Source organism: Blastococcus sp. TF02A-26 (genome assembly GCF_003319125.1).
Classification (GTDB): Bacteria; Actinomycetota; Actinomycetes; order Mycobacteriales; family Geodermatophilaceae; genus Trujillonella.
The window spans coordinates 261282-285902 of record NZ_QOHG01000002.1; the positions used below are offsets into that span (position 1 = coordinate 261282).

Genomic DNA, 24621 nt, shown 5'->3' on the forward strand with positions numbered 1-24621 from the left:
GGGGCGAGCCTCCGGACGGGGCCGAGAACGCCGAGAGGGCCGGTCCAGCACACGCTGGACCGGCCCTCTCTGTCTCTTCAGGCCCTCAGGCCCCGTCCAGAGGCTCGCGCCGAGCGGAGCGAGGCGTGAGGAGGACGGGGTCCTTCATCAGTGGGCGTGACCGTGGCCGTGCGAGTGGCCGTGGGTGTGGTGCCCACCGGCGTGCTCGTCCTCCTCGACCGGGGCCTCGACCACGGCCGAGTCGGTGGTGAGCACCATCGCCGCGATGGAGGCGGCGTTGCCGAGCGCGGCCTTGGTGACCTTGACCGGGTCGATGACGCCCTCGGCGGCCAGGTCGCCGTACTCGCCGGTGGCGGCGTTGAAGCCGGTGCCGACGCCGGCCTCGCGGACCTTGCTCACCACGACGCGACCCTCGAAGCCCGCGTTCTCGGCGATGCGGTGCAGCGGGGCGTCCAGCGCCTTGCGCACCGCGCGGGCACCGGTCAGCTCGTCACCGGTGAGGTCGAGGGCGTCCACCGCGGCCGCGGCGTGCACCAGCGCGGAGCCACCCCCGGGGACGACGCCCTCCTCCACCGCGGCGCGGGTGGCGGCGATGGCGTCCTCGATGCGGTGCTTCTTCTCCTTCATCTCGACCTCGGTGGCCGCGCCGACGCGGATGACACCGATGCCGCCGGCCAGCTTCGCGAGCCGCTCCTGCAGCTTCTCGCGGTCCCAGTCGGAGTCGGTGGCCTCGATCTCGCGGCGGATCTGCGCGACCCGGTCCTCGATGGCCTCGGCGGTACCGCCGCCGTCGACGATCGTCGTCTCGTCCTTGGTGACGACGACGCGGCGGACGGTGCCCAGCACCTCGGGGCCGACCGAGTCGAGCTTCAGGCCGACGTCCTCGCTGACGACCTGACCGCCGGTGACGATCGCGAGGTCGGTCATGAACGCCTTGCGCCGGTCGCCGAAGAAGGGCGACTTCACGGCGACGACCTTGATGGTCTTGCGGATCGAGTTCACCACGAGCGTCGACAGGGCCTCGCCCTCGACGTCCTCGGCGACGATGAGCAGCGGGCGGCCGCCGGAGGACAGCACCTTCTCCAGCAGCGGCAGCAGGTCGGCGAGGGCGCCGATCTTGCCCTGCACGAGGAGGACGAGCGCGTCCTCGAGGACGGCCTCCATCGCCTCGGTGTCGGTCACGAAGTACGGCGACAGGTAGCCCTTGTCGAATTGCAGACCCTCGGTCACGTCGAGCTCGGTGGAGAGGGTGTTGCTCTCCTCGACGGTGATGACGCCGTCCTTGCCGACCTTCTCCATGGCCTCGCCGATGAGGGCGCCGACCTCGGCGTCCTGGGCGGAGATCGTGGCGACGCCGGCGATGGCGGCCTGGTCCTCGACCGGGATGGCGACCTCGTCGAGGGCCGTGTGCACGGCGTCGACGGCGGCGCGCATGCCGCGGCCCAGACCCATCGGGTTGGCGCCGGCGGCGACGTTGCGCATGCCCTCGTGGACCAGCGCCTGGGCCAGCACGGTGGCGGTGGTGGTGCCGTCACCGGCGACGTCGTTGGTCTTGGTGGCGACGTTCTTGGCCAACTGGGCGCCGAGGTTCTCGTACGGGTCCTCGAGGTCGACCTCGCGGGCGATGGTGACGCCGTCGTTGGTGATCGTCGGGGCGCCGAACTTCTTGTCGAGGACGACGTTGCGGCCGCGCGGGCCGAGCGTCACCTTCACCGCGTCGGCGAGCTTGTCGACGCCGCGCTCGAGCGCCCGGCGGGCGTCCTCGTTGAACTTGATGATCTTGGCCATGGGGCCGACTCCTCGATCAGTGCGTCAGGGGGCAGACGACGACCGCCCCGGGACCCGGTGTCTCGGGTCGCCGGGGCGGTTGAAGGACCCCGTCCTCCTCACCCCTCGCAAGCTCGGGGCGAGCCTCTGGACGGGGCCGATGGTGTGCGGTTCGGCCTGTCGGTTACTTCTCGACGACGGCGAGCAGGTCGCGCGCGGACAGCACGAGGTAGTCCTCGCCGCCGTAGCGCACCTCGGTGCCGCCGTACTTCGAGTAGATGACGACGTCGCCGACGTTCACGTCGAGCGGGACGCGGTTGCCGTTGTCGTCGACGCGACCGGGGCCAACGGCGATGACCGTGCCCTCCTGCGGCTTCTCCTTGGCGGTGTCCGGGATGACCAGGCCGGAGGCGGTGGTGGTCTCGGCCTCGTTGGCCTGGACCACGACGCGGTCCTCCAGCGGCTTGATGCTGACCTTGGTAGCGGTCGTCACGTCGGTGACGCCCCCTTCGGGATCGGACGGACTGGGGGATGGTGCTGATGCTGTGGCACGGACCTGCACACCTGCCGTCGCGGGGGTCAGGCGGCTGCCGTGTCGTCTGGCACTCTACCCACGAGAGTGCCAGCCCCTCAAGCGGGTCCCCCGTCGGTGTGCTGGACCGGTGCGTCACGCTGTCGCCGTGCCCGCCGACACGTCCGGACCCCATCCGGAGGGGGCTCTCGAGCAGCTCGCCCTGCTCCGCACCGCCGAGGGCGCCGCGGCCCTCGAGCTCGCCACCTCGCTGCACACCGCGGGGGTCGACGTCCTGGCCGGGCTCGACCGGCTGCGCGCCACCGTCGGCGCGGAGCTGGCCGGACCCGCCTGGGGGTACGCCCGCCTGCGCGTCCGGGCCCGGCCGGTCTTCGGCGCGGACGCCGACCGGCTGTTCCTGACCACCGACACCCTGGAGCAGGCCGGCCGGCCGGAGCTCGCCGCGCGGCGGGCCGCCCGGCTGCTGGCCGCCGGCGGGGACGAGGTCGACTCGGTCGCCGACCTCGGCTGCGCCGCCGGCACCGACACCATCGCCCTCGCGCGGGCCGGCGCGAGCGTGCTCGCCGTCGACGTCGACCCGCTGGCGCGGGAGCTGACCGCGGCCAACGTCGAGGCCCTGGGCCTGGCCGACCGGGTGTGGGTGGTGGCCGGCGACGCCGTCGAGCTCGTCGCGGCGGCGCGGGGCGGCGAGGTGGCCAACTGCGCGGCCGCCGTCCTCGACCCCGCCCGGCGGGCCGGCGGACGGCGGCTGCTGGACCCCGACCGCTGGTCCCCGCCCTGGTCGACCGTGGTCGACCTCCTCGACCGGGTGCCGGTCACCGCGGTCAAGGTCGCGCCCGGCCTGGACCACGACCGGGTGCCCGAGGGCGTGGAGGCCGAGTGGGTCTCGGTGCGGGGGTCGATCGTGGAGGCCCTGCTGTGGGGCCGGGCGGTCTCGTCGGTCTGGCGGCGGGCGACCGTCGTGCAGGACGGCCCTGCCGGTCGCACGGCGCACGAGCTCACCGCCGACGCCGACCCCGGGCACGCGCCGACCGGACCGGTGCGCGGCTGGCTGCACGAGCCGGACCCGGCGGTCATCCGCTCGGGTCTGGTGTCGCTGGCGGCCGCCGAGCTCGAGGCGACGCTGGTGGACCCGACGATCGCCTACCTGACCTCCGACGCGCCGGCGGACTCCCCCTGGGTGACCTCGTACCGCGTCGACGAGGTGCTGCCGTTCAACCTCAAGAAGCTCAAGGCGCTGCTGCGGTCCCGTGGCGTCGGCCGGGTGACGGTCAAGAAGCGCGGTTCGGCGATCGAGCCGGAGGAGCTGGCCCGGCAGCTGCGGGGACCGGGCGAGTCGTCCGCCACCGTCGTCGTCACCCGGGTCGCCGGAAAGCCCACCGCACTCGTCTGCGGCCTCCCATGAGCCTTTCGCGCGCGGGAGGCTCCTAGGGGCGGACGACGTCGATGGGCAGCGAGCTGTCCGCGCCCAGGTCGGGCGCCGAGGGGGCGACCCCGGCCGCGACCAGCCGGGAGCCGAGGGCGGCGACCATCGCACCGTTGTCGGTGCACAGCCGGGGGCTGGGCACCCGCAACACGATGCCGGCCGCCGCGCACCGCTCCTCGGCCAGCGCGCGCAGCCGCGAGTTCGCCGCCACTCCGCCGCCGAGGACGAGGTGGTCCACGCCGTGGTCGCGGCAGGCCCGCACCGCCTTGGCGGTGAGCACGTCGGCGACCGCCTCCTGGAACGACGCGGCGACGTCGGCCACCGGGACCGGCTCGCCGGCCCGCTCGCGGGCCTCCACCCAGCGGGCGACGGCGGTCTTCAGCCCGGAGAACGAGAAGTCGTAGGGGGCGTCGCGGGGCCCGGTCAGCCCACGCGGGAACGCGATGGCCGAGCCGTCGCCCTCGCGCGCCGCCCGGTCGATCGGCGGACCGCCCGGGAAGGGCATGCCCAGCACGCGGGCCACCTTGTCGAACGCCTCCCCCGCCGCGTCGTCCACCGTGCGGCCCAGGGACACGACGTCGCGGGAGAGGTCCGGCACCAGCAGCAGCGAGCTGTGCCCGCCGGAGACCAGCAGCGCCATCGACGGCTCCTCGAGCGCGCCGTGCTGCAGCTCGTCGACGGCGACGTGGGCGGCCAGGTGGTTGACCCCGTACAGCGGCACGTCGAGCGCCAGTGCGTACGCCTTGGCCGCGGCCAGACCGACCAGCAGCGCGCCGGTCAGCCCCGGCCCCGCGGTCACCGCGACGGCGTCGACGTCGGAGGCCTGCACGCCGGCCTCGGCCAGCGCGCGGTGCACGGTCGGGACCATCGCCTCCAGGTGCGCGCGCGAGGCGATCTCCGGGACCACGCCACCGAAGCGCTCGTGCTCGGCCATCGACGTGGCGAGCGCGTCGGAGAGCAGCGTGCGGCCCCGCACCAGCCCGACGCCGGTCTCGTCGCACGAGGTCTCGAACCCGAGCACCAGTGGCTCCGTCACAGCTTCTCCCGTCTCATCACCACGGCGTCGGTGCCGCTGGGCTGGTAGTAGCCGCGGCGCCGGCCGATCTCGGCGAACCCGCGGCGGCGGTAGAGCCCCTGGGCCACCTCGTTGTCCGCCCGGACCTCCAGCAGGACGACGGGGCTGCGCCGGTCGGCCTCGGCCAGCAGGGCGTCGAGCAGGAGCGCGCCGATCCCCTGCCCCTGCCGCGTGCCGCTGACGCCGATGGTCGCCACGTGGGCCTCGTCGTCGTAGGCGATCAGCCCGGCGTAGCCGACGACGGCGTCGTCCCCGCCGGGGCCCTCCGCCACGGCCACCAGGTAGTGCCGGGTGTCGGTGCGGGAGAGCTCGTCGCGGTACATCGACACGGTCCACGTGTCGGGCGCGAACAGCTCCTCCTCCAGCTCCATGACCCGGGGCAGGTCGGCCAGCCGCATCGGCCGCAGGCGGACGTCGCTCACGACGTGGTCACCGGCTTGAACGACGTCGGCGGGGTGGCGTCGGGACGGCGCAGGTAGAGCGGCACCAGCGGGGCGGCGGCCGCCGGGTCGTCGAGCTGACCGGCCGCCGCGCGCAGCAGCCCCGTCGTCGTCACCTCGGCCGCCTCCACCGGCGCGCCGAGGCGGGCGGCGAACGCCGGGTCGCCGACGAACGGTCCGGGCAGCTCCGCGCCCTCCGGCCGGACGACGTCGGGGCCCTGGACCCGCGCGCCGGAGGCGTCGTAGGCGGCCCAGTAGACCTCCTTGCGGCGGGCGTCGGTGACCACCGTCCGCGCCCCGTCGCCGACGGCGTCCAGCGAGCAGACGCCGACCACCGGCAGTCCGCGGGCGTCGGCGATCGCCGCGGCGGTGACGATCCCGACCCGCAGGCCGGTGAAGGGGCCCGGCCCCAGACCGGTCACCACCGCGCCGATGTCGCCGAGCGTCGCCCCCGCCTCGGCGAGGACGTCGCGGATGGCGGGCGTCAGCAGCTCGGCGTGCCGGGTGCCGGAGGGGACGGCGCGCTCGGCGAGCACCTCGACCGCGCCGTCGGCGGAGCGGCGCGCCACCCCCGCGAGCAGGGTCGGGGTCGCGGTGTCGAGGGCCAGTACCAGCACGAGGAACCAGCCTACTGACGCGTCCCGTCAGGGCTGGTCGCCGAGCCGCTGCTCCCAGCCGGGGCCGTGCGGGACGAGGACGGCGGTGCGCACGTCGTCGTCGCGGCGGTCCAGGCGCACCTCGAGGTGCTCGTCGGCGAGCTGCTCGACCAGCCCCTGCCCCCACTCGACGACCGTGACCGACTCGGCGGTCGAGGCATCGAGGTCGAGGTCGTCCACGTCGGCGACCCCGCCCAGCCGGTAGGCGTCGACGTGCACCAGGGGCAGCCGGCCGCCGCGGTGCACCCGGGCGATGACGAAGGTCGGCGAGGTGACCGGCTCGCGCACGCCGAGCGCTGCGCCGATCCCCTGGGTGAGCGCGGTCTTGCCGGCACCGAGCGGACCGACCAGCACGACGAGGTCACCGGGGCGGACGATCCCGGCCAGGGCGGCCCCCAGCGCCCGGGTGTCCTCCGGCGTCGGCAGCACGTGCTCCCGCTTCACGACGCCTCCCCGACCGCCTGCGCCACCCGGCGCAGGTCGGTGGCGAGCGCGGCCCGCGGTGCCCCGTTCGGGCCGAACCGGATGGCCGCCGACGGGTGGTAGGTCACGAACAGCTCCCGGCCCTCCCAGGTCACCGGCCCCTCCTCGCGGGCACGGGCCAGCACGGTCCTCGGGCCCAGGAACCACTTGGCGCTGGACAGGCCCAGCGCGACGACGACCGGCGGGTCCAGCAGCTCGAGCTGCCGGCGCAGCCAGCCGCTGCAGCGGGCCACCTCCGGCGCCTTCGGCGTGCGGTTGCCCGGCGGACGGCACTTCACGATGTTGACGACCGCCACCTCCCGGCGGTCCAGACCGGCCTCGCCCAGCAGCTGGTCGAGCAGGGCACCGCTCTTCCCCACGAACGGACGGCCGGTCTCGTCCTCGGTCGCTCCGGGGGCCTCGCCGACGACGAGCACGCGCGGTCGGCCGGACCCCGGCACGTCCCCGACGACGACGTGCTGGCGGGTGGCGGCCAGCTCGGGGCAGGCGACGCAGCCGCGGGCCGAGGTGGCGAGCGACTCCCAGTCGGGCGCGGCCGCGGCGGTGCGGGCGACCTCCTCGGCCGCGGCGTCGAACCGGGGCGGACGGGGGGCGGCCACGAAGCCGACCCTATTTCACGCGGGGACGACGGTCCGCTCGGCGGTGACCCGGCGGATGAGGGCCGACAGCGCCGCGGTGACCTCGGCCGGCTTCTCCAGCGGCACCATGTGGCCGGCGTCGGCGACGACCTCGTGCTCCACCCGGTCGGCGTCCGGCCCGCCGAGGAGCTCGACCAGCTTCTCGCTGTGCGTCGGCGGGATGAGGGTGTCGCTGTCGCCGGTGAGCACCAGCGTGGGGACGGCGCGCAGCGGCACCAGCGACCCGGTCTCGTCCAGGCCGGCCAGCGCCGGGTAGAACTCCGCGATCACGTCGACCGGGGTGCCGGCGATCATCGAGTCGACGTAGCGGCCGAGCCGCGGGTCGACGTCGCGCGAGGCGAACGACAGCGACCAGGTGGCCGCCGACACCACCGACGCGGCCAGCCGGCGGGTCCGCTCGGCGAACCCGGGCCGGCGGCGCATCGTCCACGCGGCGACCGGGATGACGGCGGCCCGCAGCCGGGTGAGCAGCTCGGGCAGACCGAAGGACAGGTCGGCGAGGTTGCCGCTGGAGGTGGACATCAGCGCGACGCCGACGACCCGGGTGCCGAAGAGCTCGGGGTGGAGGTCGGCCAGGGCCATCACGGTCATGCCGCCCATCGAGTGCCCGACCAGGACCACGGGACCGCGCGGCACCCGGGTCTCGATCACGGCGGCGAGGTCGCGGCCGAGCTGCTCCATCGTCGAGTGCTCGGCCGGGCCACGGCCGGAACCGCCGTGCCCGCGCTGGTCGTAGAAGACCAGCCGCGCCTTCGGCCGGGAGCCGTTGGCCGTCGCCAGTTCGGCGCCCAGGGAGCGGCGCTGGTAGGTCCAGGAGTTCATCGACAGCGTGTAGCCGTGCACGAAGACGACGGTCAGCGGCGCGTCCGGGGGGCCGACCTCCTCCACCGCCAGCAGCACGCCGTCGTCGGCCTGCACCAGCGCGGTGCGGTCCGCGCGGCGGGACGCCGGCCCGAGCGGGTCGTCCTCGCGCAGCTCGGCGTCGGTGGCCTCGGCCGGCAGCCCGGCCGCGGAGCCGAGGCGCTCGGCGTCGACCCGGCGGGCGGCGTGCCGGTGCACGGCCACCCCGACCGCGGTGCCGGCCGCGGCCAGGCCCGCCACACCCGCGACGACGCCGGCGGTGTGGTGCGGCCCGTGGGAGGTGGACTTCTTCCGCGTGGCCATCAGACCGTCCCCGCCGTGCCGACGTGGCGCCGGGTGAACCGGCCACCGATCCGGGCCACGAGCTCGTAGTGGATGGTGTCGGCGGCGTCGGCCCACTGCTGGGCGGTCGGCTCGCCGTCGGTACCCGGCCCCCACAGCACGACGCGGTCACCGGCGCGGACCGGGGCGTCCCCGACGTCGAGCACGAACTGGTCCATGCAGACGCGGCCGGCGATCGGCCGCTGCGCCCCGCCGGCGAGGACGGGGGCGCGGTTGCTGGCCGCGCGCGGGATGCCGTCGGCGTAGCCGACCGGGACGACGGCCAGGGTCGTCTCCGTCGACGGCGAGTAGGTGTGGCCGTAGGAGACCCCGACGCCGGCCGGCACCCGCTTGGTGAGCATCACCCGCGCCTCGACGGTCATGGCCGGGCGCAGCCCGTACGCGGCCGGGTCGCCGCCGAGGGGGTCCAGCCCGTAGATCGCGATGCCGGGGCGGACCAGGTCGTACCAGGTCTCCGGCAGCGCGACGGTCGCGGCGGAGTTGGCCAGGTGCCGGCGGGCGTCGCGCAGGCCGGCGTCGCGGGCCACCGTGACCGCCTCCTCGAACACCGCCTTCTGCCGGCCGATGGTGGGGTGGGTGGGCGCGTCGGCGTAGGCCAGGTGGCTCCACAGGCCGACCACCTCGACGGCGCCGTCGGCCTGGGCCCCCGCCGCCGCGGCGACGAGGGCCGGCCACTCGTCGGGGGTCGCCCCGCCGCGGGAGAGGCCGGTGTCGACCTTGAGGTGCAGCCGGGCGGTGCGGCCGGTGGTCCGGGCGGCGGCGACGACCTCCTCGACGCCCCAGACGGCGTTGGCCGACACCTCGACGTCGGCGGTCAGCGCGGCGACGTAGTCCTCGCCGGGGGCGTTGAGCCAGGCCAGCAGCGGCGCGGTCACGCCGGCGGCGCGCAGGGCGAGGGCCTCCTCGACGACCGCCACGCCCAGCGCGTCGGCACCGCCGGCCAGGGCCGCGCGGGCGGAGGGGACCAGCCCGTGGCCGTAGGCGTCGGCCTTGACCACGGCCATCAGCGGCCGGTCCACGCGCTCGCGCAGGGCCGCGGTGTTGGCCGCGATCGCGTCGAGGTCCACGACCAGTTCGGCGCGGGCGGGTGCACTGCTCATCCGCTCATCCTCCCAGGCCGGGGCCTCCGCCCCGGCGCAGGCGGGCGAGAGTCGCGGGGAGCCGGCGCACCAGGTCCCCCGCGATCAGCGGTCCCTCCTGGGCGGCGACCTGGCCGGCGCGGCCGTGCACGTGGGCGGCGGCGGCGGCCGCCTCGGCCGCGGGCAGACCGGTGGCCAGCAGCGCGCCGGCGATGCCGGAGAGGACGTCGCCGGTGCCGGCGGTGGCCAGCCACGGCGTGCCCGTGCCGTTGACGAATGCCGCACCCTCGGGTGCCGCCACGACGGTGGCCGCCCCCTTCAGCAGCACGACGGCGCCGAGGTCGGCGGCCAGCCGGCGGGCCGCGCCGATCCGGTCGGTGCCGACCTCGCTGCCGAACCGGGCGTACTCGCGGTCGTGCGGGGTCAGCACCGTGGGCGCCTCCCGGTCGCGGACGAGGTCCGGCCGGCGGGCGGCCAGGGTCAGCGCGTCGGCGTCGAGCAGCACCGGCAGGTCGGTGGCCAGCACCTCGGCGACGACGTCGGCCGCGGCGTCGTCGATGCCCATGCCGGGGCCCACCACCCAGGCCTGCACCCGGCCGGCGTCGGCGGGGCGACCCTCGGTGACGATCGCCTCGGGCCAGGCGGCCCGCACGCCCGCGGCCGCCGTCCCGGCGTAGCGGACCAGCCCCGGGCGGGTGCGCAGCGCGGCACCGGTGCAGAGGACGGCGGCCCCCGGGTAGGTCGAGGAGCCGGCGACCACGCCGACGACCCCGCGGGAGTACTTGTCGTCGTCGTCGGTCGGCGGGTCGAGCCGGGCCGCGACGTCGTCGTCGGTGAGCCGGACGGCGCCCGCGGGGGGCAGCGCCAGGCCGATGTCGACGAGGTGCACCTCCCCGGCGTGGGCGCGCCCCTCCCCCACGACCAGCCCGGGCTTCACCGCACCGAAGGTCACCGTGTGCTGGGCGGGGAATGCCTCCCCCTCGACCGCGCCGGTGTCGGGGTCGACCCCGCTGGGCAGGTCGACGGCGACCATGAGCCCCGGCCCGGCCGCCGCCTCCGCCACGAGCCGCGCCGCGCCCGGGCGCAGTCCGCCACGGGCGCCGAGGCCGACGATCCCGTCGAGCACGAGGTCGGCGCGGTCGAGCCCGGTCGCTGCATCTGGACCGACCACCCGGCCACCGGCCCGGCGCAGCGCCGCCAGCCCCGCCGGATGCGTGCGGTCGGGGTCGAGCAGGACGGCGGTCACCCGCACACCACGGCCGGCCAGGCGCGCACCGGCGAAGAGCGCGTCGCCGCCGTTGTTCCCCCCGCCGACCAGCGCGGTGACCCGGGTGCCGTGGGCGCGGCCGAGCAGCCGCAGGCAGACCGTGGCCAGGCCGGTCGCGGCCCGCTGCATCAGCGCACCCTCGGGGCCGGCCGCGAGCAGCGGCTCCTCGGCCGCCCGGACCTCGTCCGCGGTGTACAGCCCGATCACGGTGTCTCCTCGCTGGCGCTCGTCGCCCCCGTGATCGGTCGCGATGCTCTGCCCATGCGTGACCTCGCGAGCTCGGTCACGGCGCCTCCTCGATGCGGGGGATCCCCTCGGCGAGCACGAACGCGGAGGCGATCCCGCCGTCGTGGCTCAGCGACAGGTGCCAGGACGTGACGCCCAGCTGGTGGGCCCGCCGGGCGACCGAGCCGCGCACGCTCAGCTGCGGACGGCCGTGCTCGCCCACGGTCACCTCCGCGTCGTGCCAGTGCAGGTCCCCGGGCGCGCCGAGGGCCTTGGCCAGCGCCTCCTTGGCCGCGAACCGTGCCGCCAGCGACTCACCGGTGCGCGGCGCCCCCGACGGAGTGCGCTGCTCCTCGGCGGTGAACAGCCGGTCCCGCAGACCGGCGGTGCGCGCCAGCGAAGCGGCGAAGCGGTCGACGGGGACGACGTCGATGCCGATCCCGATGATCACCGGGTCAGTCTCCCCCGGGGGACTTTCGCGTGCGAAGTGCTCCTCGCCGGGGCGCGGCTCAGACCGGGCGGTCCAGCTCCTCGAGGAAGGCGTCGACGGCGCTGGTGAAGTCGTCGTTGTCGTCCCCGGCCACCATGTGCCCGGCCTCGGCGACGTCCACCACGCGGGCGGTGGGGACGGCGGCCAGGAACTCCTCGATGCCCTGGTCGTCGACGACGTCGGAGCGGCCACCGCGGACGACCAGCACCGGCAGCGTCACGGTGCGGGCGAGATCCATCAACGGTTCCGGCTGGACCCCGGGGCGGGGCTCGTCGTCCGGGACGATCGACATCATCGCGGGGTCCCAGTGCCAGTACCAGCGACCGTCCTCGCGCTGCCGGACGTTCTTCTTCAACCCCTCGGGGTTGTTCCGCCGCGGGCGCTGCGTGTAGGCCGCGACCGCGTCGGCGACCTGGTCGAGGTCGTCGAACCCGTCGAGGTGGGCGCGCATGAAGTCGCCGATCCGCTTCACGCCCTCGGGCGCCGTGCGCGGCACGATGTCGACGAGGACCAGCGCCCGCGCGGCGTCGGCGTCCCGGCCGGCGACGGTCAGCGAGGTGAGCCCGCCGAGCGAGGCGCCCACCAGGACCACGCCGCGGCCGAGCCGCGCGACCACCTGCACGATGTCGCCGGCGTAGCGGTCCATGCCGTACGTGCCGTCCGGCGACCAGTCGCTGTCGCCGTGCCCGCGCAGGTCCAGGGTCGTGGTGGTCCAGCCCCGTGCGGCGAGCTCGCGGGCGGCGCCACCCCAGGAGTGCCGGGTCTGGCCCCCACCGTGCAGGAACAGCACCTCGCCGCGGGCCCCGCCGGACCAGCGGTCCCCGCGCAGGACGACGTCCCCGCAGTCGTAGGAGACCGGTGCCGGCGCGTCGGTGGTGGTCATCCTTCGGACAGTAGGGTGCTTGCCTTCCGCAACCACACCCGGCCTCGCTGCAGGCCCGCGACGAGCCTGCGAGGCGCGGGGGCAGCGAGGTCCTTCACTCGACCGTGACGCTCTTGGCCAGGTTCCGCGGCTGGTCGACGTCGTAGCCGCGGGTGTCGGCGATCTCGCACGCCAGCACCTGGAGCGGGACGGTGGTCACGACCGGCGCCAGGAGCGTCGGCGTGCGCGGCACCCGGATCACGTGGTCGGCGTAGGGGACGACGTCCTCGTCGCCCTCCTCCGCGATCACGATCGTGCGCGCCCCGCGGGCCCGGACCTCCTGGATGTTGGAGACGACCTTGCCGTGCACCGACTCCCGGCTGCGCGGGGACGGCACGACGACGATCACAGGCGTGCCCTGGTCGATCAGCGCGATGGGGCCGTGCTTGAGCTCACCGGCCGCGAACCCCTCGGCGTGGATGTAGGCGAGCTCCTTGAGCTTGAGCGCACCCTCCAGGGCCACGGGGAAGGCCACGTGCCGGCCGAGGAACAGGATCGTGTTCGCGTCGGCCAGCGACCGGCCGAGCGCGCGCACCGGCTCCATCTGCTCGAGCACCTCGGCGACCTTGTCCGGCAGCGCGCGGAGGTCCTCGACGATGGCCGCGACCTCGTCCTCGTACTTTAGCCCGCGCACCTGCGCCAGGAACAGGCCGACGAGGTAGCAGGCCACGACCTGGGTGGTGAAGCCCTTGGTCGAGGCGACGGCCACCTCGGGCCCGGCGTGCGTGTAGAGGACGGCGTCGGACTCCCGCGGGATGGTCGAGCCGTTGGCGTTGCAGATCGCGAGGACACGGGCCTTCTGGTCCTTGGCGTGGCGCAGGGCCATGAGCGTGTCCATCGTCTCGCCGGACTGGCTGATGACGACGACGAGCGTGGACCGGTCGAGGACCGGGTCGCGGTAGCGGAACTCGCTGGCCACCTCGACCTCGACGGGGATGCGGGTCCAGTGCTCGATCGCGTACTTCGCGATCAGGCCGGCGTGGTAGGCCGTGCCGCAGGCGACGACGAACACCTTGTCGATGTCGCGCAGTTCCTGGTCGGACAGCCGCACCTCGTCGAGGACCAGCTCCCCGTGCTCACCGAGGCGGCCGAGCAGGGTGTCGGCGACGGCGCGGGGCTGCTCGGCGATCTCCTTGAGCATGAACCAGTCGTAGCCGCCCTTCTCGGCGGCCGCGGCGTCCCAGTCGACGGTGTAGGCCTTGGGCTCGGCGGGTGCGCCGGAGAAGTCGGTGACCGTCAGCCCGCGGGCGCGGTCGATCTCGACGACCTGGTCCTGACCCAGTTCGCGCGCCTCGCGGGTGTGCGCGATGAACGCGGCGACGTCGGAGCCGAGGAAGTACTCGGGCGTGCCGTCGGCGGTCTCGCCGACGCCCACCACCAGGGGGCTGTTCCGGCGGGCGGCGACCACCGTGTCGGGTTCGTCGGCATGGGTCGCCACGAGGGTGAAGGCGCCCTCCAGACGCCGGCAGACGGCCCGCATGGCCTCGGCGAACCGGTCGACCCCGGCGGGCGCCTCGTCGTAGGCGGCGGCCAGCAGGTGTGCGACGACCTCGGTGTCGGTCTCGGAGGAGAACTCGATCCCGCGCTTCTCGCACTCGGTCCGCAGCGCCGCGAAGTTCTCGATGATGCCGTTGTGGATGACGGCGACGCGTCCGTCGGCCGACAGGTGCGGGTGCGCGTTGCGGTCGGTCGGCCCGCCGTGCGTGGCCCAGCGGGTGTGCCCGATGCCGATGGTGGAGGACGGGAGGGGCTGGTCGGCCAGCACCTTCTCCAGGTTGGCCAGCTTGCCGGCCTTCTTCGCCGAGGCCAGCTCGCCGCTCGCGCCGTTGCCGACCCGGACCGCCACGCCCGCGGAGTCGTAGCCCCGGTACTCGAGCCGGCGCAGACCCTCCAGGACGACGTCCAGCGCGTCCTGCGGACCGACGTAACCCACGATGCCGCACATTCGACCGAGGGTACCGGCGGGAGCCGGTCACCTGACGGCGGCGACGACCTCCGCGAGGCGGCGGGCGACCTCGTCGGCCTGCGCCTGGGTGGGCGCCTCGATCATGACGCGGACGAGCTGCTCGGTGCCCGAGGGCCGCAGCAGCACCCGGCCGTCCTCCCCGAGCTCGGCCTCGGCGGCGTTGACCGCGTCCGCGACGGCGTCGCTCTCCACGACGGCGATCCGGTCGCGCACCGGCACGTTCACCAGCACCTGGGGCAGCCGCTCGACGACGGACGCCAGCTCGGCCAGCGAGGCGCCGGTGGACTTCATCCGCCCGAGCAGCGCCAGCGCCGTCAGCAGCCCGTCACCGGTCGTCGCGTGGTCGAGGAACACGAGGTGACCGCTCTGCTCGCCGCCGAGGCTGAGCTCCCCCCGACGCAGCGCCTCGAGCACGTAGCGGTCGCCGACCGCGGTGGTCTGCACGGCGATGCCGGCCCGGCGCATCGTGTGGTGGAAGCCGAGGTTGCTCATCACCGTGGCGACGACGGTGTCCTCGCGCAGGGCGCCGCGCTCCTTGAGCCCGAGCGCGCAGACCGCGAGGATCGCGTCGCCGTCCACCTGCTCGCCATCGGCGGCCACGGCGAGGCAGCGGTCCGCGTCGCCGTCGTGGGCGATGCCCAGGTCCGCGCCGTGCGCGTGCACCGCCTCGATCAGCGGGCCGAGGTGGGTGGACCCGATGCCGTCGTTGATGTTCCAGCCGTCGGGCTCGCCACCGATGACGTGCACCGTCGCGCCCGCGCGCCGGTAGACCTCGGGGGCGATCCCCGCGGCGGCGCCGTGGGCGCAGTCGACGACGACGGTGAGCCCGGTCAGGGGCTGGTCGACCGTGCTCAGCAGGTGCTCGGCGTAGCGGGCACCGCCGTCGGTCAGGTCGCGGACGCGGCCGATCTCCGTCCCGGTGGGCCGGTGGCCGTCGGTACGGCGGCGCTGCGTGGTGATCGTGTGCTCGATCGCCGCCTCGACGGCGTCGGGGAGCTTGTGGCCGCCGCGCGAGAACAACTTGATGCCGTTGTCGGGCATCGGGTTGTGGCTAGCGGAGATCATCACGCCGAGGTCGGCGCCGGTGTCCGCGGTGAGGAAGGCGACCGCCGGCGTGGGCTGCACGCCCACGCGCAGCACCTCGGCACCGACGCTCGACAGACCCGCGACCACCGCGGCCTCGAGCATCTCCCCGCTGGCGCGGGGATCGCGCCCGACGACCGCGACGGGACGCGAGGTCCCGTCGCGGTCGGCGAGCACGCCTGCGGCGGCACGTGCCACCGCGAGGGCCAACTCCGGCGTGAGGTCGTCGTTCGCCCGACCTCGAACGCCGTCGGTCCCGAACAGGCGACCCACGACGCGGGTCAGCGCTTGCTGTACTGCGGCGCCTTGCGGGCCTTCTTCAGGCCGTACTTCTTGCGCTCGGTGACGCGGGCGTCACGGGTCAGGAAGCCGGCCTTCTTGAGGGCCGGACGGTCCTCGGGCTCGACCTCGATGAGCGCCCGGGCGATCGCCAGGCGCAGCGCGCCGGCCTGGCCCGAGACGCCGCCACCGTGCAGCAGGCCGACGACGTCGTACTGCTCGCCCTTCTCCAGGATGGTGAGGGGCTCGCGGATGAGCTGCTGGTGCACCTTGTTCGGGAAGTAGTCCTCGATGGTGCGGCCGTTCAGCCGGAACTGGCCGGTGCCGGGCAGCAGCCGCACGCGGACCACGGCCTCCTTGCGCCGGCCGACGGTCTGGATCGGACGCCCGTCGGCGTCGGTCACGGTCAGCGAGCTGGTCACTGGGCCACCTGCTTGATCTCGAAGGTCTGGGGCTGCTGGGCGGTGTGCGGGTGCTCGGCACCGGCGTACACCTTCAGCTTCTTGAGCATCTGACGGCCCAGGCTGTTGTGCGGCAGCATGCCCTTGACCGCGCGCTCGATGACGCGGTCGGGGTGCGTGCGCAGCTGGTCGCCGACGTTGATCGTCTTGAGGCCGCCCGGGTAGCCGGAGTGGCGGTAGGCGACCTTCTCGTCCCGCTTGGAACCGGTCAGGGCCACCTTGCCCGCGTTCACGACGACGACGAAGTCACCGACGTCGAGGTGCGGAGCGAACTGGGGCTTGTGCTTGCCGCGGAGCAGGATCGCGACCTGGCTGGCGAGTCGACCGAGCACCACGTCGGTGGCGTCGATGACGTGCCAGGTCCGGGCGATCTCGCCGGGCTTGGGGGTGTACGTGCGCACGGCGCTCGTGTCCTCCGTCGTCGTCGGGATGGCTGGTGGAACCGCCTCACCGAGCACGGGAGACGTTGCGGCGCGCGGGCACCAGCCGGCGGTCGCGCACCAGCCGACGACGATACCAGCCTGGGAACCGGGGGCCGAAGGCGCTACCCGACCCCGGAACGGCCCCCGTGCAGGGTCCCGCCGCGAGCCTGCGAGCGGTGGGGGGGCACGGGGTCCTCCGTCAGTCGTCGATCAGGTCGCGTTGCGCCGGGAGCAGCTCGTTCATCCGCGCGTAGTCGTCGGGCGCGGTGAGCCCGCCGACGTCGACGCTGGCCAGCTGGGTCCGGAACCCCACGTAGCACCGCTGGTAGAAGCCCGCGCTGCCGGCGTCGAACACGAAGCACGGCGCCTCGGGGATGGCCGGCAGCACGAACGGCGTCCCGCCGAAGGCCGTGCTCTCCAGCTCGGCGAAGCCGTCGTAGACGGCGTTGGTCTGGTCGATCGAGCCGAACCGGTAGACCGCGACCGCGAACAGCGTGCTGCCGTCGTCGGACTGCTTGGCGTAGAACCCGGCGAACCCGTTGCCGCCGAGCAGCTCCCGCTCCCGCGCCGGGTCGATCGCGATCCGCAGGTAGCCCTCGAAGTCGTAGGGGCCGGAGAAGTCGTTGAACTCCCCGGGCGGGTCCAGCGTCAGGTCCTGCAGGCCGTCGGGATCGGTCGGCAGCGCCGGCACGTCGGCCTGCGGTGTCGGCGTGAACCCCTCGAGCAGTCCCACCTGGTCGGTGAGCAGCCGGGTGAGGTCGTCGCCGGCCGCCGCGGCGGGGCCCTCGTGGAAGACGTAGGCGACCATGCGGCCGACCGGCACGAACGCCTGCACCGTGGCGTCGCTGCCCTGCGTCAGCAGCAGCGCCCCACCGTCGGCGTCGATCGGCACCTCCTCGTAGCCGTCCACGGCCTGCGCGGCGACCAGCTCCTCGGCGGCCCGGGCGGCCGACTCGGGGTCGGAGAGCTCCATGACCAGCGTGATCGTTCCGTAGGTGCCGTCAGCGGTCTGGTTGCACTGACCCCAGGCGGTGACGAAGCCCCAGCGCTCGACGATCTCGGACGCGGTGCCCGCCGTGAAGTACGTGCCCTCCAGCCCGCCGGGGCTGGTGGTGGGCCCGGCGGGGAAGCACGTCTCGGTGCGGTCCGGGAAGCTCGTCTCGACCAGCGCGGTCACCGAGGCGATCCGGTGCGCCTCGAGCAGCAGCCCCACCCCGCGCGGGGGCGGCGGGGTGACGTCGATGTTCGGCTCGGTCGTGTCCGGCGCGGCGGTGGTGCTGGGCGACGGCTCGGGCGTGGTCGCGGGACTCGCCGCCCCCTCCACGCTGCTCGTGCACGCGGCGAGCACCGCCAGCGGCAGGACCGCCGTCGCGAGCGCCCGCGCGCGACGGGTCACGGACCGACCTGGCGCAGCCGTCCGGTGGCGACGTCGTAGACGGTGCCGCAGACGTCCTTGGAGAGCAGGTACGGGCTCTCCTGCAGCAGCCGGATCGACTCCCGGACGTCGGCGTCGACGTCGGTGAAGGTCCGCGCCGCCCACGGCGGCCGGTGCCCGGTCGCCTGCTCGACGAGGTCGGCGAAGGAGGCGTCGTCGGTCTTCTGCAGGCCGCAGTCGGTGTGGTGGACGAGCACGATCTCGCGGGTGCCGAGCACGTGCTGGGAGATCGTGAGCGAGCGGATCGTGTCCTCGGTGATCACGCCCCCGGCGTTGCGGATGACGTGGGCGTCGCCGACGGCGAGGCCGAGCAGCGGGAACAGCGGCATGCGCGAGTCCATGCAGGCGACGACCGCGACCTTGCGGGCGGGGGCGACCGGGAGGCCTCCGGAGAAGGACCGCGCCCACTCCTCGTTCGCTGCCAGCATCTGCTCGTACTCGGCCATCGACCAGCCTCCTGTGGGTTCCGCCAGGGCGGATAGAGGTTAACGGCGGCGCGTCGGCCAGGATGGCGGGGTGCGGACGGTCGAGGAACACCGGGCAGTGGTCACCGGCCTGCTGCCGCCGATGCCGGCGGAGCGGGTGCCGCTGGAGCAGGCCCACGGTCGGGTGCTCGCGGCCGACCTGGCGGCGCTGGTCGCCCTGCCGGGCTTCGACAACTCGGCGATGGACGGGTACGCCGCCCGCGCCGCCGAGCTGGCGCAGCTGCCCGCACGGCTGCCGGTGGCCGACGACATCCCGGCCGGCCGGACCGACGTCCGCCCCCTGGCGCCGGGCACGGTGCAGCGGATCATGACCGGGGCGCCGCTGCCCGCCGGCACCGACGTGGTCGTGCCGGTGGAGCAGACCGACGGCGGCACGGACGTCGTGGAGATCCGCGCCTGCCCGGCGGCCGGCACCCATCTGCGGCGGGCCGGGGAGGACATCGCGGCCGGCACCGTCGCGCTGACCGCGGGCACCCCGCTCGGCGCCGCACAGCTCGGGCTGGCCGCCGCGGTCGGGCACTCCGAGCTGCCGGTGGCCCGTCGGCCGCGGGTGCTGGTGCTCTCCACGGGCAGCGAGCTCGTGGAGCCCGGCGCGGAGCTGCTCCCGGGGCAGATCTACGAGTCGAACTCCGCGCTGCTCGCGGCCGCCGTGACCGACGCCGGCGGGACCGCCCGGCGGCTGCACTTCGTCCCCGACGACGTCGACCAGTTCCTCGCCACGGTCCGCGCCGAGCTGGGCGGGCGGGACGGGGACGGAGCCGACCTGCTGATCACCAGCGGCGGGGTCAGCGCCGGCGCCTACGAGGTGGTCAAGGACGCCTTCGCCGGCCTCGGCACGGTCGAGTTCGTCAAGGTGGCCATGCAACCCGGCGGCCCCCAGGGCGCGGGCACCGTGGACGGCGTCCCCGTGGTCACCCTCCCCGGCAACCCGGTGAGCTCCTTCGTCTCGTTCGAGGTGTTCGTGCGCCCCGCGCTGCGCCGGGCCCTCGGGCACGCCTCGCCCGACCGGCTGCGCGCCCCGGCGACGCTCACCGACCCGCTGCGTTCCCCGCCGGGCCGCCGCCAGTTCCTCCGCGGCCGCTACGACGGCGGACAGGTGTCGCAGGTCGGCGGCCCCGGCTCGCACCTCGTCGCGCACCTGGCCCGCGCCAACTGCCTGGTCGTCGTCCCCGAGGACGTCACCGAACTGCCCGCCGGCGCCGCCGTGGACGTCGTGCTGATCGAGGGAGCCATCCAGTGACAGAACCGCGACTGACGCACGTCGACGAGTCGGGTGCGGCCCGGATGGTCGACGTCTCGGCGAAGGCCGTCACCGCGCGGGAGGCGACCGCCGGCGGCCGGGTGCTGGTCAGCCCCGAGGTCGTCGCGCTGCTCCGCGGGGAGGGGGTCCCCAAGGGCGACGCGATCGCGGTGGCCCGCATCGCCGGCATCGCGGGGGCCAAGCGGACTCCGGACCTGATCCCGCTGTGCCACCCGATCGCGCTGCACGGCGTCACCGTCGAGCTCGAGGTCACCGACGAGGCCGTCGAGATCACCGCGACGGCGCGCACCGCCGACCGCACGGGGATCGAGATGGAGGCGCTGACCTCGGTCGCCGTCGCCGGGCTGACGGTGATCGACATGGTCAAGGCGGTCGACCCACGGGCCTCGATCACCGACGTGCGGCTGCTGGCCAAGACCGGCGGCAAGAGCGGGGAGTGGCGGCGGTGACGCTGCCGGAGGGGGCGCGGGCCGTGGTGGTCACCGCCTCCAACCGCGCCTCGGCGGGCGTCTACTCCGACCGCAGCGGGCAGGCGGTCGCGGAGGGGCTGCGGGAGCTCGGCTTCGCCGTGGAGGGTCCGCACGTGCTGCCCGACGACCGTGCGGCGCTCGCCGGCGCGCTGCGGGACGCGGTGGCGTCGGGCGCGGACGTCGTCGTCACGACCGGTGGGACCGGCCTCGCCCCCACCGACGTCACCCCCGAGGCGACCCGCGACGTGCTGGAGCGCGAGGCGCCGGGGATCGCCGACGCCGTGCGCCGGTACGGGGCGCCGCAGGTGCCCACCGCGGTCCTCTCCCGCGGGTTGGCCGGCACGGCGGGGCGGACGCTGATCGTCAACCTGCCCGGCTCCACCGGCGGGGTGCGCGACGGCCTCGCCGTCCTCGGGCCGCTGTTCCCCCACGCCGTCAGCCAGCTCCGCGGCGGCGACCACTAGAGCGCGATGCGCTCCGTGCGCGTGTAGACGTTGCAGCCGTCGCCGCGGAGGAAGCCGACCAGCGTGATGCCGACGTCGGCGGCGAGCTCCACGGCCAGCGACGACGGCGCGGACACCGCGGCCAGTACCGGGATCCCGGCCATCGCCGCCTTCTGGGTCAGCTCGAAGCTGGCCCGGCCGCTGACCATGAGCACGCGCCCGGCCAGCGGCAGCCGCCCGGCGCGCAGGGCGTCGCCCACCACCTTGTCGACGGCGTTGTGCCGGCCGACGTCCTCGCGCAGCGCCACCAGCTCGCCGTCGGCGGTGAACAGACCGGCCGCGTGCAGCCCACCGGTCTTCTCGAACACCTGCTGGGCGGCCCGCAGCCGGTCGGGCAGGGCGAGCAGCGTCTCCAGCGGGAGGCGCAGGCCGTCGGCGGCCACGTCGTGCCGGGTCCGGGTGCGGATCGCGTCGATGCTGGCCTTGCCGCAGACGCCGCAGGAGCTGGAGGTCAGGAAGTTGCGGTCCAGCGCGGTGTCCGGCGCCTCGACCCCGGGGGCCAGGTCGACGTCGACCACGTTGTAGGTGTTGCGGCCCTCGGCGTCGACGGAGTCGCAGTAGCGCAGCGCCAGCACGTCGGCGTCGGAGGCGATGACGCCCTCGGTGGCGAGGAACCCGTGCACGAGGTCGAAGTCGTCGCCCGGGGTCCGCATGGTGACCGCGAGCGGCGTCCCCGACAGCCGGATCTCCAGCGGCTCCTCGGCCGCCACGGTGTCCGGGCGGGTGGTGCGGTGCTCCCCGCGGATGCGCAGCACCGGTGTCCGGCTCGTCACTCGTCCCACGTCGGGCGACGGTACCCACGCCACGGCCGTACGGTTCCCTCGTGCCCGCGCTGCCGCCCTTCGCCGCCGTCGTCCTCGCCGGTGGACGGGCGGCCCGTCTGGGCGGTCAGGCCAAGCCCCAGCTCGAGGTCGGCGGCCGCTCGATGCTCGCCGCCGTCCTCGCCGCCGTCGCCGACGCCGACCCCCGCGTCGTCGTCGGCCCGCCGCAACCGGTGCCCGACGGCGTCGTCGTGCTCCGCGAGCAGCCGCCCGGGGGTGGGCCGGTCGCGGCGATGCGTGCCGGCCTCGCGCGGGTCGACGCCGACGTCGTCGCCGTCCTCGCCGGGGACCTGCCGTTCCTGAGCGCGGCGGTCGTCACCCAGCTGCGGGAACGACTGACCGACGACGGCGTCCTGGCCGTCGACGACGCCGGCCGCGACCAGTTCCTCCTCGGCGTCTGGCGGACGGCGGCGCTGCGCCGGGCACTCGCCGGCGCCCCGGCCCACGCCCCCGTGCGGCGGGTCGTCGCGAGGCTCGCGGTGACCCGCTGGCGACCGCCCGTCGAGCCGGGCACCCCCGCACCCTGGACGGACTGCGACACCCCCGCGGACCTGGCCCGTGCCCGCGCCGCGGCGGGGAGTGCCTCCACCAGCGCCGGGTAGGGCCCGGTCATGCGCATCGCCATCGCCGGAGCCCACGGCCAGATCGCCCGCCGTCTCGGCCGCCTGCTCTCCGCCCGCGGGGACACCGTCGTCGGCATCGTGCGGAACCCCGCGCACCAGGACGACCTCAGCGCCGACGGCGTGGAGCCGACGGTGCTGGACCTGGAGAGCGCGTCGGTCGACGACGTCGCCGCGGTGGTCCGGGGCGCCGACGCGGTCGTCTTCGCAGCCGGCGCGGGGCCGGGCAGCGGGATCCCGCGCAAGGACACCGTCGACCGCGCCGCCGCCGTCCTCCTCGCCGACGCGGCCGAGCAGGCGGGGGTCCGGACCTACCTGCTCGTCTCCTCCATGGGCGCCGACCTGGTCGCCGACGGCGCGACCCCCGACGGCGTCGACGAGGTCTTCACCGCCTACCTGCGGGCCAAGCTGGCCGCCGAGCAGGACGTCCTGGGCCGGTCCCGGCTCTCCGCGACGGTGCTGCGGCCCGGCGGGCTCACCGACGACCCGGGCACCGGCCGGGTGACGCTGGCCCGCTCGGTCGAGCGCGGCTCGGTCCCCCGTGACGACGTCGCCGCCGTGCTCGTCGCGCTCCTCGACGCCCCGACCGACGGCGCCGTGCTCGAACTCGTCGCGGGTCCGACGCCGATCGGCGAGGCGGTCAGGTCGGCCTGATCGCCCGCGTCCTCTCGGCACGGGCGGCCAATTCGTCGTCCGGCGGGTAGTCGACCGCGATGAGCGTCAAGCCGCCCGGCGGCACCACGGGGACCTCGCTGGATCGCCCGGTGGCGGTCAGGAGAGCGGCCGGCCACTCCGGAGGGCGCCTGCCCTCCCCCACGGCCGTCAGCGCGCCCACGAGGCTGCGCACCATCGAGTGGCAGAACGCATCCGCGGAGGCGAAGACACGGATCAGGTCGCCGTCCCGCTCCACCCGGAGGTCCAGCAGGGTGCGGATGGTGGTGGCGCCCTCGCGGCGGCGGCAGAAGGCCGCGAAGTCCCTGAGCCCGAGCAGCGGCGCGGCGGCCGTGGCCATGGCGTCGGCGTCGAGGCGCCGCGGCCAGCCGACGGTGTCGGCGCGGCGCAGGGGCTCTGGGCCGGCATCGGTGTCGGTCAGCCGGTAGACGTAGTGGCGCGCCAGCGCCCCGAACCGGGCGTCGAACTCCGCCGGCACCTCCCGGACGGCACGGACGGCGATGTCGGCCGGCAGCACGCCGCGCAGCCGGCGGACCAGCTTCGCCCGCTGCTCCTCCCACACCGGCCCTGGCACGTCCGCGTGGGCGACCTGCCCGGTGGCGTGGACGCCGGCGTCCGTGCGGCCGGCCACGGTCAGGGACACCGGCCGGCGCAGCACCCGCGCCAGCCCCTCCTCGAGGTCGGCCTGGACGGTGCGCCCGTGCCCCACCGGCTGACGGGCCCAGCCGTGCAGCGCCGTCCCGTCGTAGGCGACGTCGAACCGGAGACGGACGAGCCCGCCACCGGAGTCGGTGGCGGGCTCGTCGTCGTGCTGAGCGCTCAGCGGTGTCAGGCGGGGTCCGGGGCGGAGTCGCCGCCCTCGTACTGCTGGCTGGCGGTCGCGGCATCGCCGAGCTCGGCGGCCTCGATCTCCGCGGCAGCGGCGTCGGCGACCTCCGGCGAGAGCGCCGGGTCCTCGACGATCGAGACGTTCTGCCGGTGCGGCTGCGGCGTCACGGCGCTGTCGTCCTGACGGTCGCCGTCGGGGTTGAAGACGTCGGTGACGATCTCCTGCGCCTCGGGGTCGACGTCGCCGGAGACCACGGCCGGCGACGTGTCGCCGCCGGGGCCGGTGGTCTCGCCGTCGAGCGTCGCGCCCTGGTCGCCGCCGCCGACGGAGACGCCGGAGGCGCCGGGGCTACCCGGCTCGCTCACTTGGCGCCGTCCGCGTCGGCGTCCGTGTCGCTGTCGGCACCGTCGGTCGGCCGGTCGGCGGCCTCTGCAGCCGTCTCGGTGGCCTCGGCGGTCTCGGCAGCCGTCTCGTCCACGACGTCCGCGGTCTCGTCGACCTCGGGCTCGGTGCCGCTCTCCAGCGCGCCCGCGGTGACCTCACCGGCGGCGGCGGCAGCGCCGGCACCGGCGGCGAAACGGGTGCCCCGGGCACGCTCGGCCTCGCCGACGGCCTGCTGACCCACGGTCAGGGCCTCGACCAGCTCGATGACCGCCATCGGGGCGTTGTCGCCCTTGCGCGGGCCGACCTTGGTGATGCGGGTGTATCCACCGGGACGGTTCTCGTAGCGAGGACCGATCTCGGCGAAGAGGTGGTGGACGACGTCCTTGTCACGGATCGTCGTCATGACCTGACGACGGGCGTGCAGGTCACCGTGCTTGGCGAAGGTCACCAGCTTCTCGGCCAGCGGGCGCAGCCGCTTGGCCTTCGCCTCGGTGGTGGTGATCCGGCCGTGCTCGAACAGCGAGGTGGCGAGGTTCGCCAGCATCAGCCGCTCGTGCGACGGGGATCCGCCGAGACGGGGGCCCTTGGTGGGGGTGGGCATGTCGGTCCTTCCTCAGGCGGCCGGGCGGACGTGCCGGCTGCGTCAAGCGGTCGTGGTGCCAAGCGTGGTGGTGCCAAGTGTGGAGGTGCGGTGCGGCCTCGGCGACCAGTGTGGCTGTCACCGAGG

At 75.2% G+C, this 24621-nt stretch carries 28 protein-coding genes; 6 read left to right on the forward strand and 22 right to left on the reverse strand.

Annotated elements, in window-relative coordinates:
* Positions 1-147 precede the first annotated feature (147 nt).
* Both groL and groES read right to left on the reverse strand, forming a co-directional pair.
* A complete protein-coding gene (gene groL, locus DQ240_RS03285) occupies positions 148-1788 on the reverse strand; it encodes a chaperonin GroEL (RefSeq protein WP_113838211.1) in 1641 nt (546 codons plus the stop codon).
* 163 nt (positions 1789-1951) lie between these two features.
* Positions 1952-2260, reverse strand: coding sequence for a co-chaperone GroES (groES, locus tag DQ240_RS03290; RefSeq protein ID WP_029433407.1), 309 nt, complete (start codon positions 2258-2260; stop codon positions 1952-1954).
* A gap of 187 nt (positions 2261-2447) precedes the next feature.
* On the opposite strand from groES, the gene DQ240_RS03295 reads away from it, so the two are divergent.
* Entirely contained in the window at positions 2448-3704 is a 1257-nt protein-coding gene (locus tag DQ240_RS03295; RefSeq protein WP_113838212.1) for a class I SAM-dependent methyltransferase, read from the forward strand.
* Positions 3705-3726: 22 nt separating this feature from the next.
* Here the strand turns inward: DQ240_RS03295 and tsaD are convergent, their stop codons facing one another.
* From tsaD to DQ240_RS03375, 16 genes are all read right to left on the reverse strand, one after another.
* The gene (gene tsaD, locus DQ240_RS03300) at positions 3727-4761 is read right to left on the reverse strand and encodes a tRNA (adenosine(37)-N6)-threonylcarbamoyltransferase complex transferase subunit TsaD (protein WP_113838213.1); all 1035 of its coding nucleotides are present in this window, start codon (positions 4759-4761) and stop codon (positions 3727-3729) included.
* Positions 4758-5222, reverse strand: coding sequence for a ribosomal protein S18-alanine N-acetyltransferase (gene rimI / locus DQ240_RS03305; protein ID WP_233498457.1), 465 nt, complete (start codon positions 5220-5222; stop codon positions 4758-4760). Before rimI ends, tsaD begins: the two co-directional genes overlap by 4 nt.
* Positions 5219-5857, reverse strand: coding sequence for a tRNA (adenosine(37)-N6)-threonylcarbamoyltransferase complex dimerization subunit type 1 TsaB (tsaB, locus tag DQ240_RS03310; RefSeq protein ID WP_113838214.1), 639 nt, complete (start codon positions 5855-5857; stop codon positions 5219-5221). Before tsaB ends, rimI begins: the two co-directional genes overlap by 4 nt.
* Positions 5858-5884: 27 nt before the next feature.
* A complete protein-coding gene (tsaE, locus tag DQ240_RS03315) occupies positions 5885-6340 on the reverse strand; it encodes a tRNA (adenosine(37)-N6)-threonylcarbamoyltransferase complex ATPase subunit type 1 TsaE (RefSeq protein ID WP_113838215.1) in 456 nt (151 codons plus the stop codon).
* Complete coding sequence (locus DQ240_RS03320) at positions 6337-6978, reverse strand: uracil-DNA glycosylase (protein ID WP_113838216.1); 642 nt, start codon at positions 6976-6978, stop codon at positions 6337-6339. Before DQ240_RS03320 ends, tsaE begins: the two co-directional genes overlap by 4 nt.
* A gap of 15 nt (positions 6979-6993) precedes the next feature.
* On the reverse strand, positions 6994-8181 hold the full coding sequence (locus tag DQ240_RS03325) for an alpha/beta fold hydrolase (protein ID WP_113838217.1): 1188 nt from the start codon (positions 8179-8181) through the stop codon (positions 6994-6996).
* Positions 8181-9320, reverse strand: a complete 1140-nt coding sequence (gene alr / locus DQ240_RS03330) for an alanine racemase (protein ID WP_113838218.1) — start codon at positions 9318-9320, stop codon at positions 8181-8183. The genes DQ240_RS03325 and alr overlap by 1 nt, the downstream gene beginning before the upstream one ends.
* Before the next feature lie 4 nt (positions 9321-9324).
* Complete coding sequence (locus tag DQ240_RS03335) at positions 9325-10773, reverse strand: NAD(P)H-hydrate dehydratase (protein ID WP_199589011.1); 1449 nt, start codon at positions 10771-10773, stop codon at positions 9325-9327.
* Positions 10774-10849: 76 nt separating this feature from the next.
* On the reverse strand, positions 10850-11242 hold the full coding sequence (locus tag DQ240_RS03340; RefSeq protein ID WP_113838219.1) for a holo-ACP synthase: 393 nt from the start codon (positions 11240-11242) through the stop codon (positions 10850-10852).
* 58 nt (positions 11243-11300) lie between these two features.
* Positions 11301-12164 carry an alpha/beta fold hydrolase gene (locus tag DQ240_RS03345; protein WP_113838220.1) on the reverse strand — a complete coding sequence of 288 codons (864 nt, stop codon included), beginning with the start codon at positions 12162-12164 and terminating at the stop codon, positions 11301-11303.
* A 94-nt stretch (positions 12165-12258) separates the two neighbouring features.
* A complete protein-coding gene (glmS, locus tag DQ240_RS03350; RefSeq protein WP_113838221.1) occupies positions 12259-14148 on the reverse strand; it encodes a glutamine--fructose-6-phosphate transaminase (isomerizing) in 1890 nt (629 codons plus the stop codon).
* 27 nt (positions 14149-14175) lie between these two features.
* Positions 14176-15525 (reverse strand): phosphoglucosamine mutase, encoded by a 1350-nt coding sequence (gene glmM / locus DQ240_RS03355; protein WP_113838222.1) that lies wholly within the window; start codon positions 15523-15525, stop codon positions 14176-14178.
* Positions 15526-15533: 8 nt separating this feature from the next.
* Positions 15534-15953, reverse strand: coding sequence for a 30S ribosomal protein S9 (gene rpsI, locus DQ240_RS03360; protein WP_113838223.1), 420 nt, complete (start codon positions 15951-15953; stop codon positions 15534-15536).
* Complete coding sequence (gene rplM, locus DQ240_RS03365) at positions 15950-16393, reverse strand: 50S ribosomal protein L13 (RefSeq protein WP_113838224.1); 444 nt, start codon at positions 16391-16393, stop codon at positions 15950-15952. Before rplM ends, rpsI begins: the two co-directional genes overlap by 4 nt.
* Positions 16394-16613: 220 nt before the next feature.
* A complete protein-coding gene (locus DQ240_RS23190; protein WP_158548502.1) occupies positions 16614-17810 on the reverse strand; it encodes a hypothetical protein in 1197 nt (398 codons plus the stop codon).
* Positions 17807-18295: a carbonic anhydrase gene (locus DQ240_RS03375; RefSeq protein ID WP_113838225.1), complete on the reverse strand. Its 489-nt coding sequence runs from the start codon at positions 18293-18295 to the stop codon at positions 17807-17809. Before DQ240_RS03375 ends, DQ240_RS23190 begins: the two co-directional genes overlap by 4 nt.
* Before the next feature lie 70 nt (positions 18296-18365).
* Between DQ240_RS03375 and glp the strand changes: the two genes are divergently transcribed.
* From glp to DQ240_RS03390, 3 genes are read left to right on the forward strand one after another with little or no spacing between them, the layout of a single operon-like run.
* Positions 18366-19574: a gephyrin-like molybdotransferase Glp gene (gene glp, locus DQ240_RS03380; protein ID WP_113838226.1), complete on the forward strand. Its 1209-nt coding sequence runs from the start codon at positions 18366-18368 to the stop codon at positions 19572-19574.
* Positions 19571-20044 (forward strand): cyclic pyranopterin monophosphate synthase MoaC, encoded by a 474-nt coding sequence (gene moaC, locus DQ240_RS03385; protein WP_113838227.1) that lies wholly within the window; start codon positions 19571-19573, stop codon positions 20042-20044. Before glp ends, moaC begins: the two co-directional genes overlap by 4 nt.
* Positions 20041-20529, forward strand: coding sequence for a molybdenum cofactor biosynthesis protein B (locus tag DQ240_RS03390; RefSeq protein ID WP_199589013.1), 489 nt, complete (start codon positions 20041-20043; stop codon positions 20527-20529). The genes moaC and DQ240_RS03390 overlap by 4 nt, the downstream gene beginning before the upstream one ends.
* On the opposite strand, the gene fdhD is transcribed toward DQ240_RS03390, so the two are convergent.
* Entirely contained in the window at positions 20526-21350 is an 825-nt protein-coding gene (gene fdhD / locus DQ240_RS03395; RefSeq protein ID WP_113838312.1) for a formate dehydrogenase accessory sulfurtransferase FdhD, read from the reverse strand. The genes DQ240_RS03390 and fdhD overlap by 4 nt on opposite strands.
* Positions 21351-21391: 41 nt before the next feature.
* Between fdhD and DQ240_RS03400 the strand changes: the two genes are divergently transcribed.
* Positions 21392-21991: a molybdenum cofactor guanylyltransferase gene (locus tag DQ240_RS03400; RefSeq protein ID WP_113838229.1), complete on the forward strand. Its 600-nt coding sequence runs from the start codon at positions 21392-21394 to the stop codon at positions 21989-21991.
* A gap of 9 nt (positions 21992-22000) precedes the next feature.
* Complete coding sequence (locus DQ240_RS03405; protein ID WP_113838230.1) at positions 22001-22663, forward strand: NAD(P)H-binding protein; 663 nt, start codon at positions 22001-22003, stop codon at positions 22661-22663.
* Here DQ240_RS03405 and truA read toward each other — a convergent pair.
* From truA to rplQ, 3 genes are read right to left on the reverse strand one after another with little or no spacing between them, the layout of a single operon-like run.
* Positions 22650-23513, reverse strand: coding sequence for a tRNA pseudouridine(38-40) synthase TruA (gene truA / locus DQ240_RS03410; RefSeq protein ID WP_255410866.1), 864 nt, complete (start codon positions 23511-23513; stop codon positions 22650-22652). The two genes, DQ240_RS03405 and truA, sit on opposite strands and share 14 nt — an antisense overlap.
* On the reverse strand, positions 23510-23875 hold the full coding sequence (locus tag DQ240_RS03415) for a hypothetical protein (RefSeq protein WP_113838232.1): 366 nt from the start codon (positions 23873-23875) through the stop codon (positions 23510-23512). The genes truA and DQ240_RS03415 overlap by 4 nt, the downstream gene beginning before the upstream one ends.
* Entirely contained in the window at positions 23872-24495 is a 624-nt protein-coding gene (rplQ, locus tag DQ240_RS24365; protein WP_113838233.1) for a 50S ribosomal protein L17, read from the reverse strand. Before rplQ ends, DQ240_RS03415 begins: the two co-directional genes overlap by 4 nt.
* Positions 24496-24621 lie beyond the last annotated feature (126 nt).

Excerpts from the sequence above, each read along its gene's own strand:
- groL (WP_113838211.1), bottom strand. The coding sequence starts at position 1,788 with ATGGCCAAGATCATCAAGTTCAACGAGGACGCCCGCCGGGCGCTCGAG.
- DQ240_RS03325 (WP_113838217.1), bottom strand. The coding sequence starts at position 8,181 with ATGGCCACGCGGAAGAAGTCCACCTCCCACGGGCCGCACCACACCGCC.
- alr (WP_113838218.1), bottom strand. The coding sequence starts at position 9,320 with ATGAGCAGTGCACCCGCCCGCGCCGAACTGGTCGTGGACCTCGACGCG.
- DQ240_RS03345 (WP_113838220.1), bottom strand. The coding sequence starts at position 12,164 with ATGACCACCACCGACGCGCCGGCACCGGTCTCCTACGACTGCGGGGAC.
- glmS (WP_113838221.1), bottom strand. The coding sequence starts at position 14,148 with ATGTGCGGCATCGTGGGTTACGTCGGTCCGCAGGACGCGCTGGACGTC.
- DQ240_RS03375 (WP_113838225.1), bottom strand. The coding sequence starts at position 18,295 with ATGGCCGAGTACGAGCAGATGCTGGCAGCGAACGAGGAGTGGGCGCGG.
- DQ240_RS03405 (WP_113838230.1), top strand. The coding sequence starts at position 22,001 with ATGCGCATCGCCATCGCCGGAGCCCACGGCCAGATCGCCCGCCGTCTC.
- rplQ (WP_113838233.1), bottom strand. The coding sequence starts at position 24,495 with ATGCCCACCCCCACCAAGGGCCCCCGTCTCGGCGGATCCCCGTCGCAC.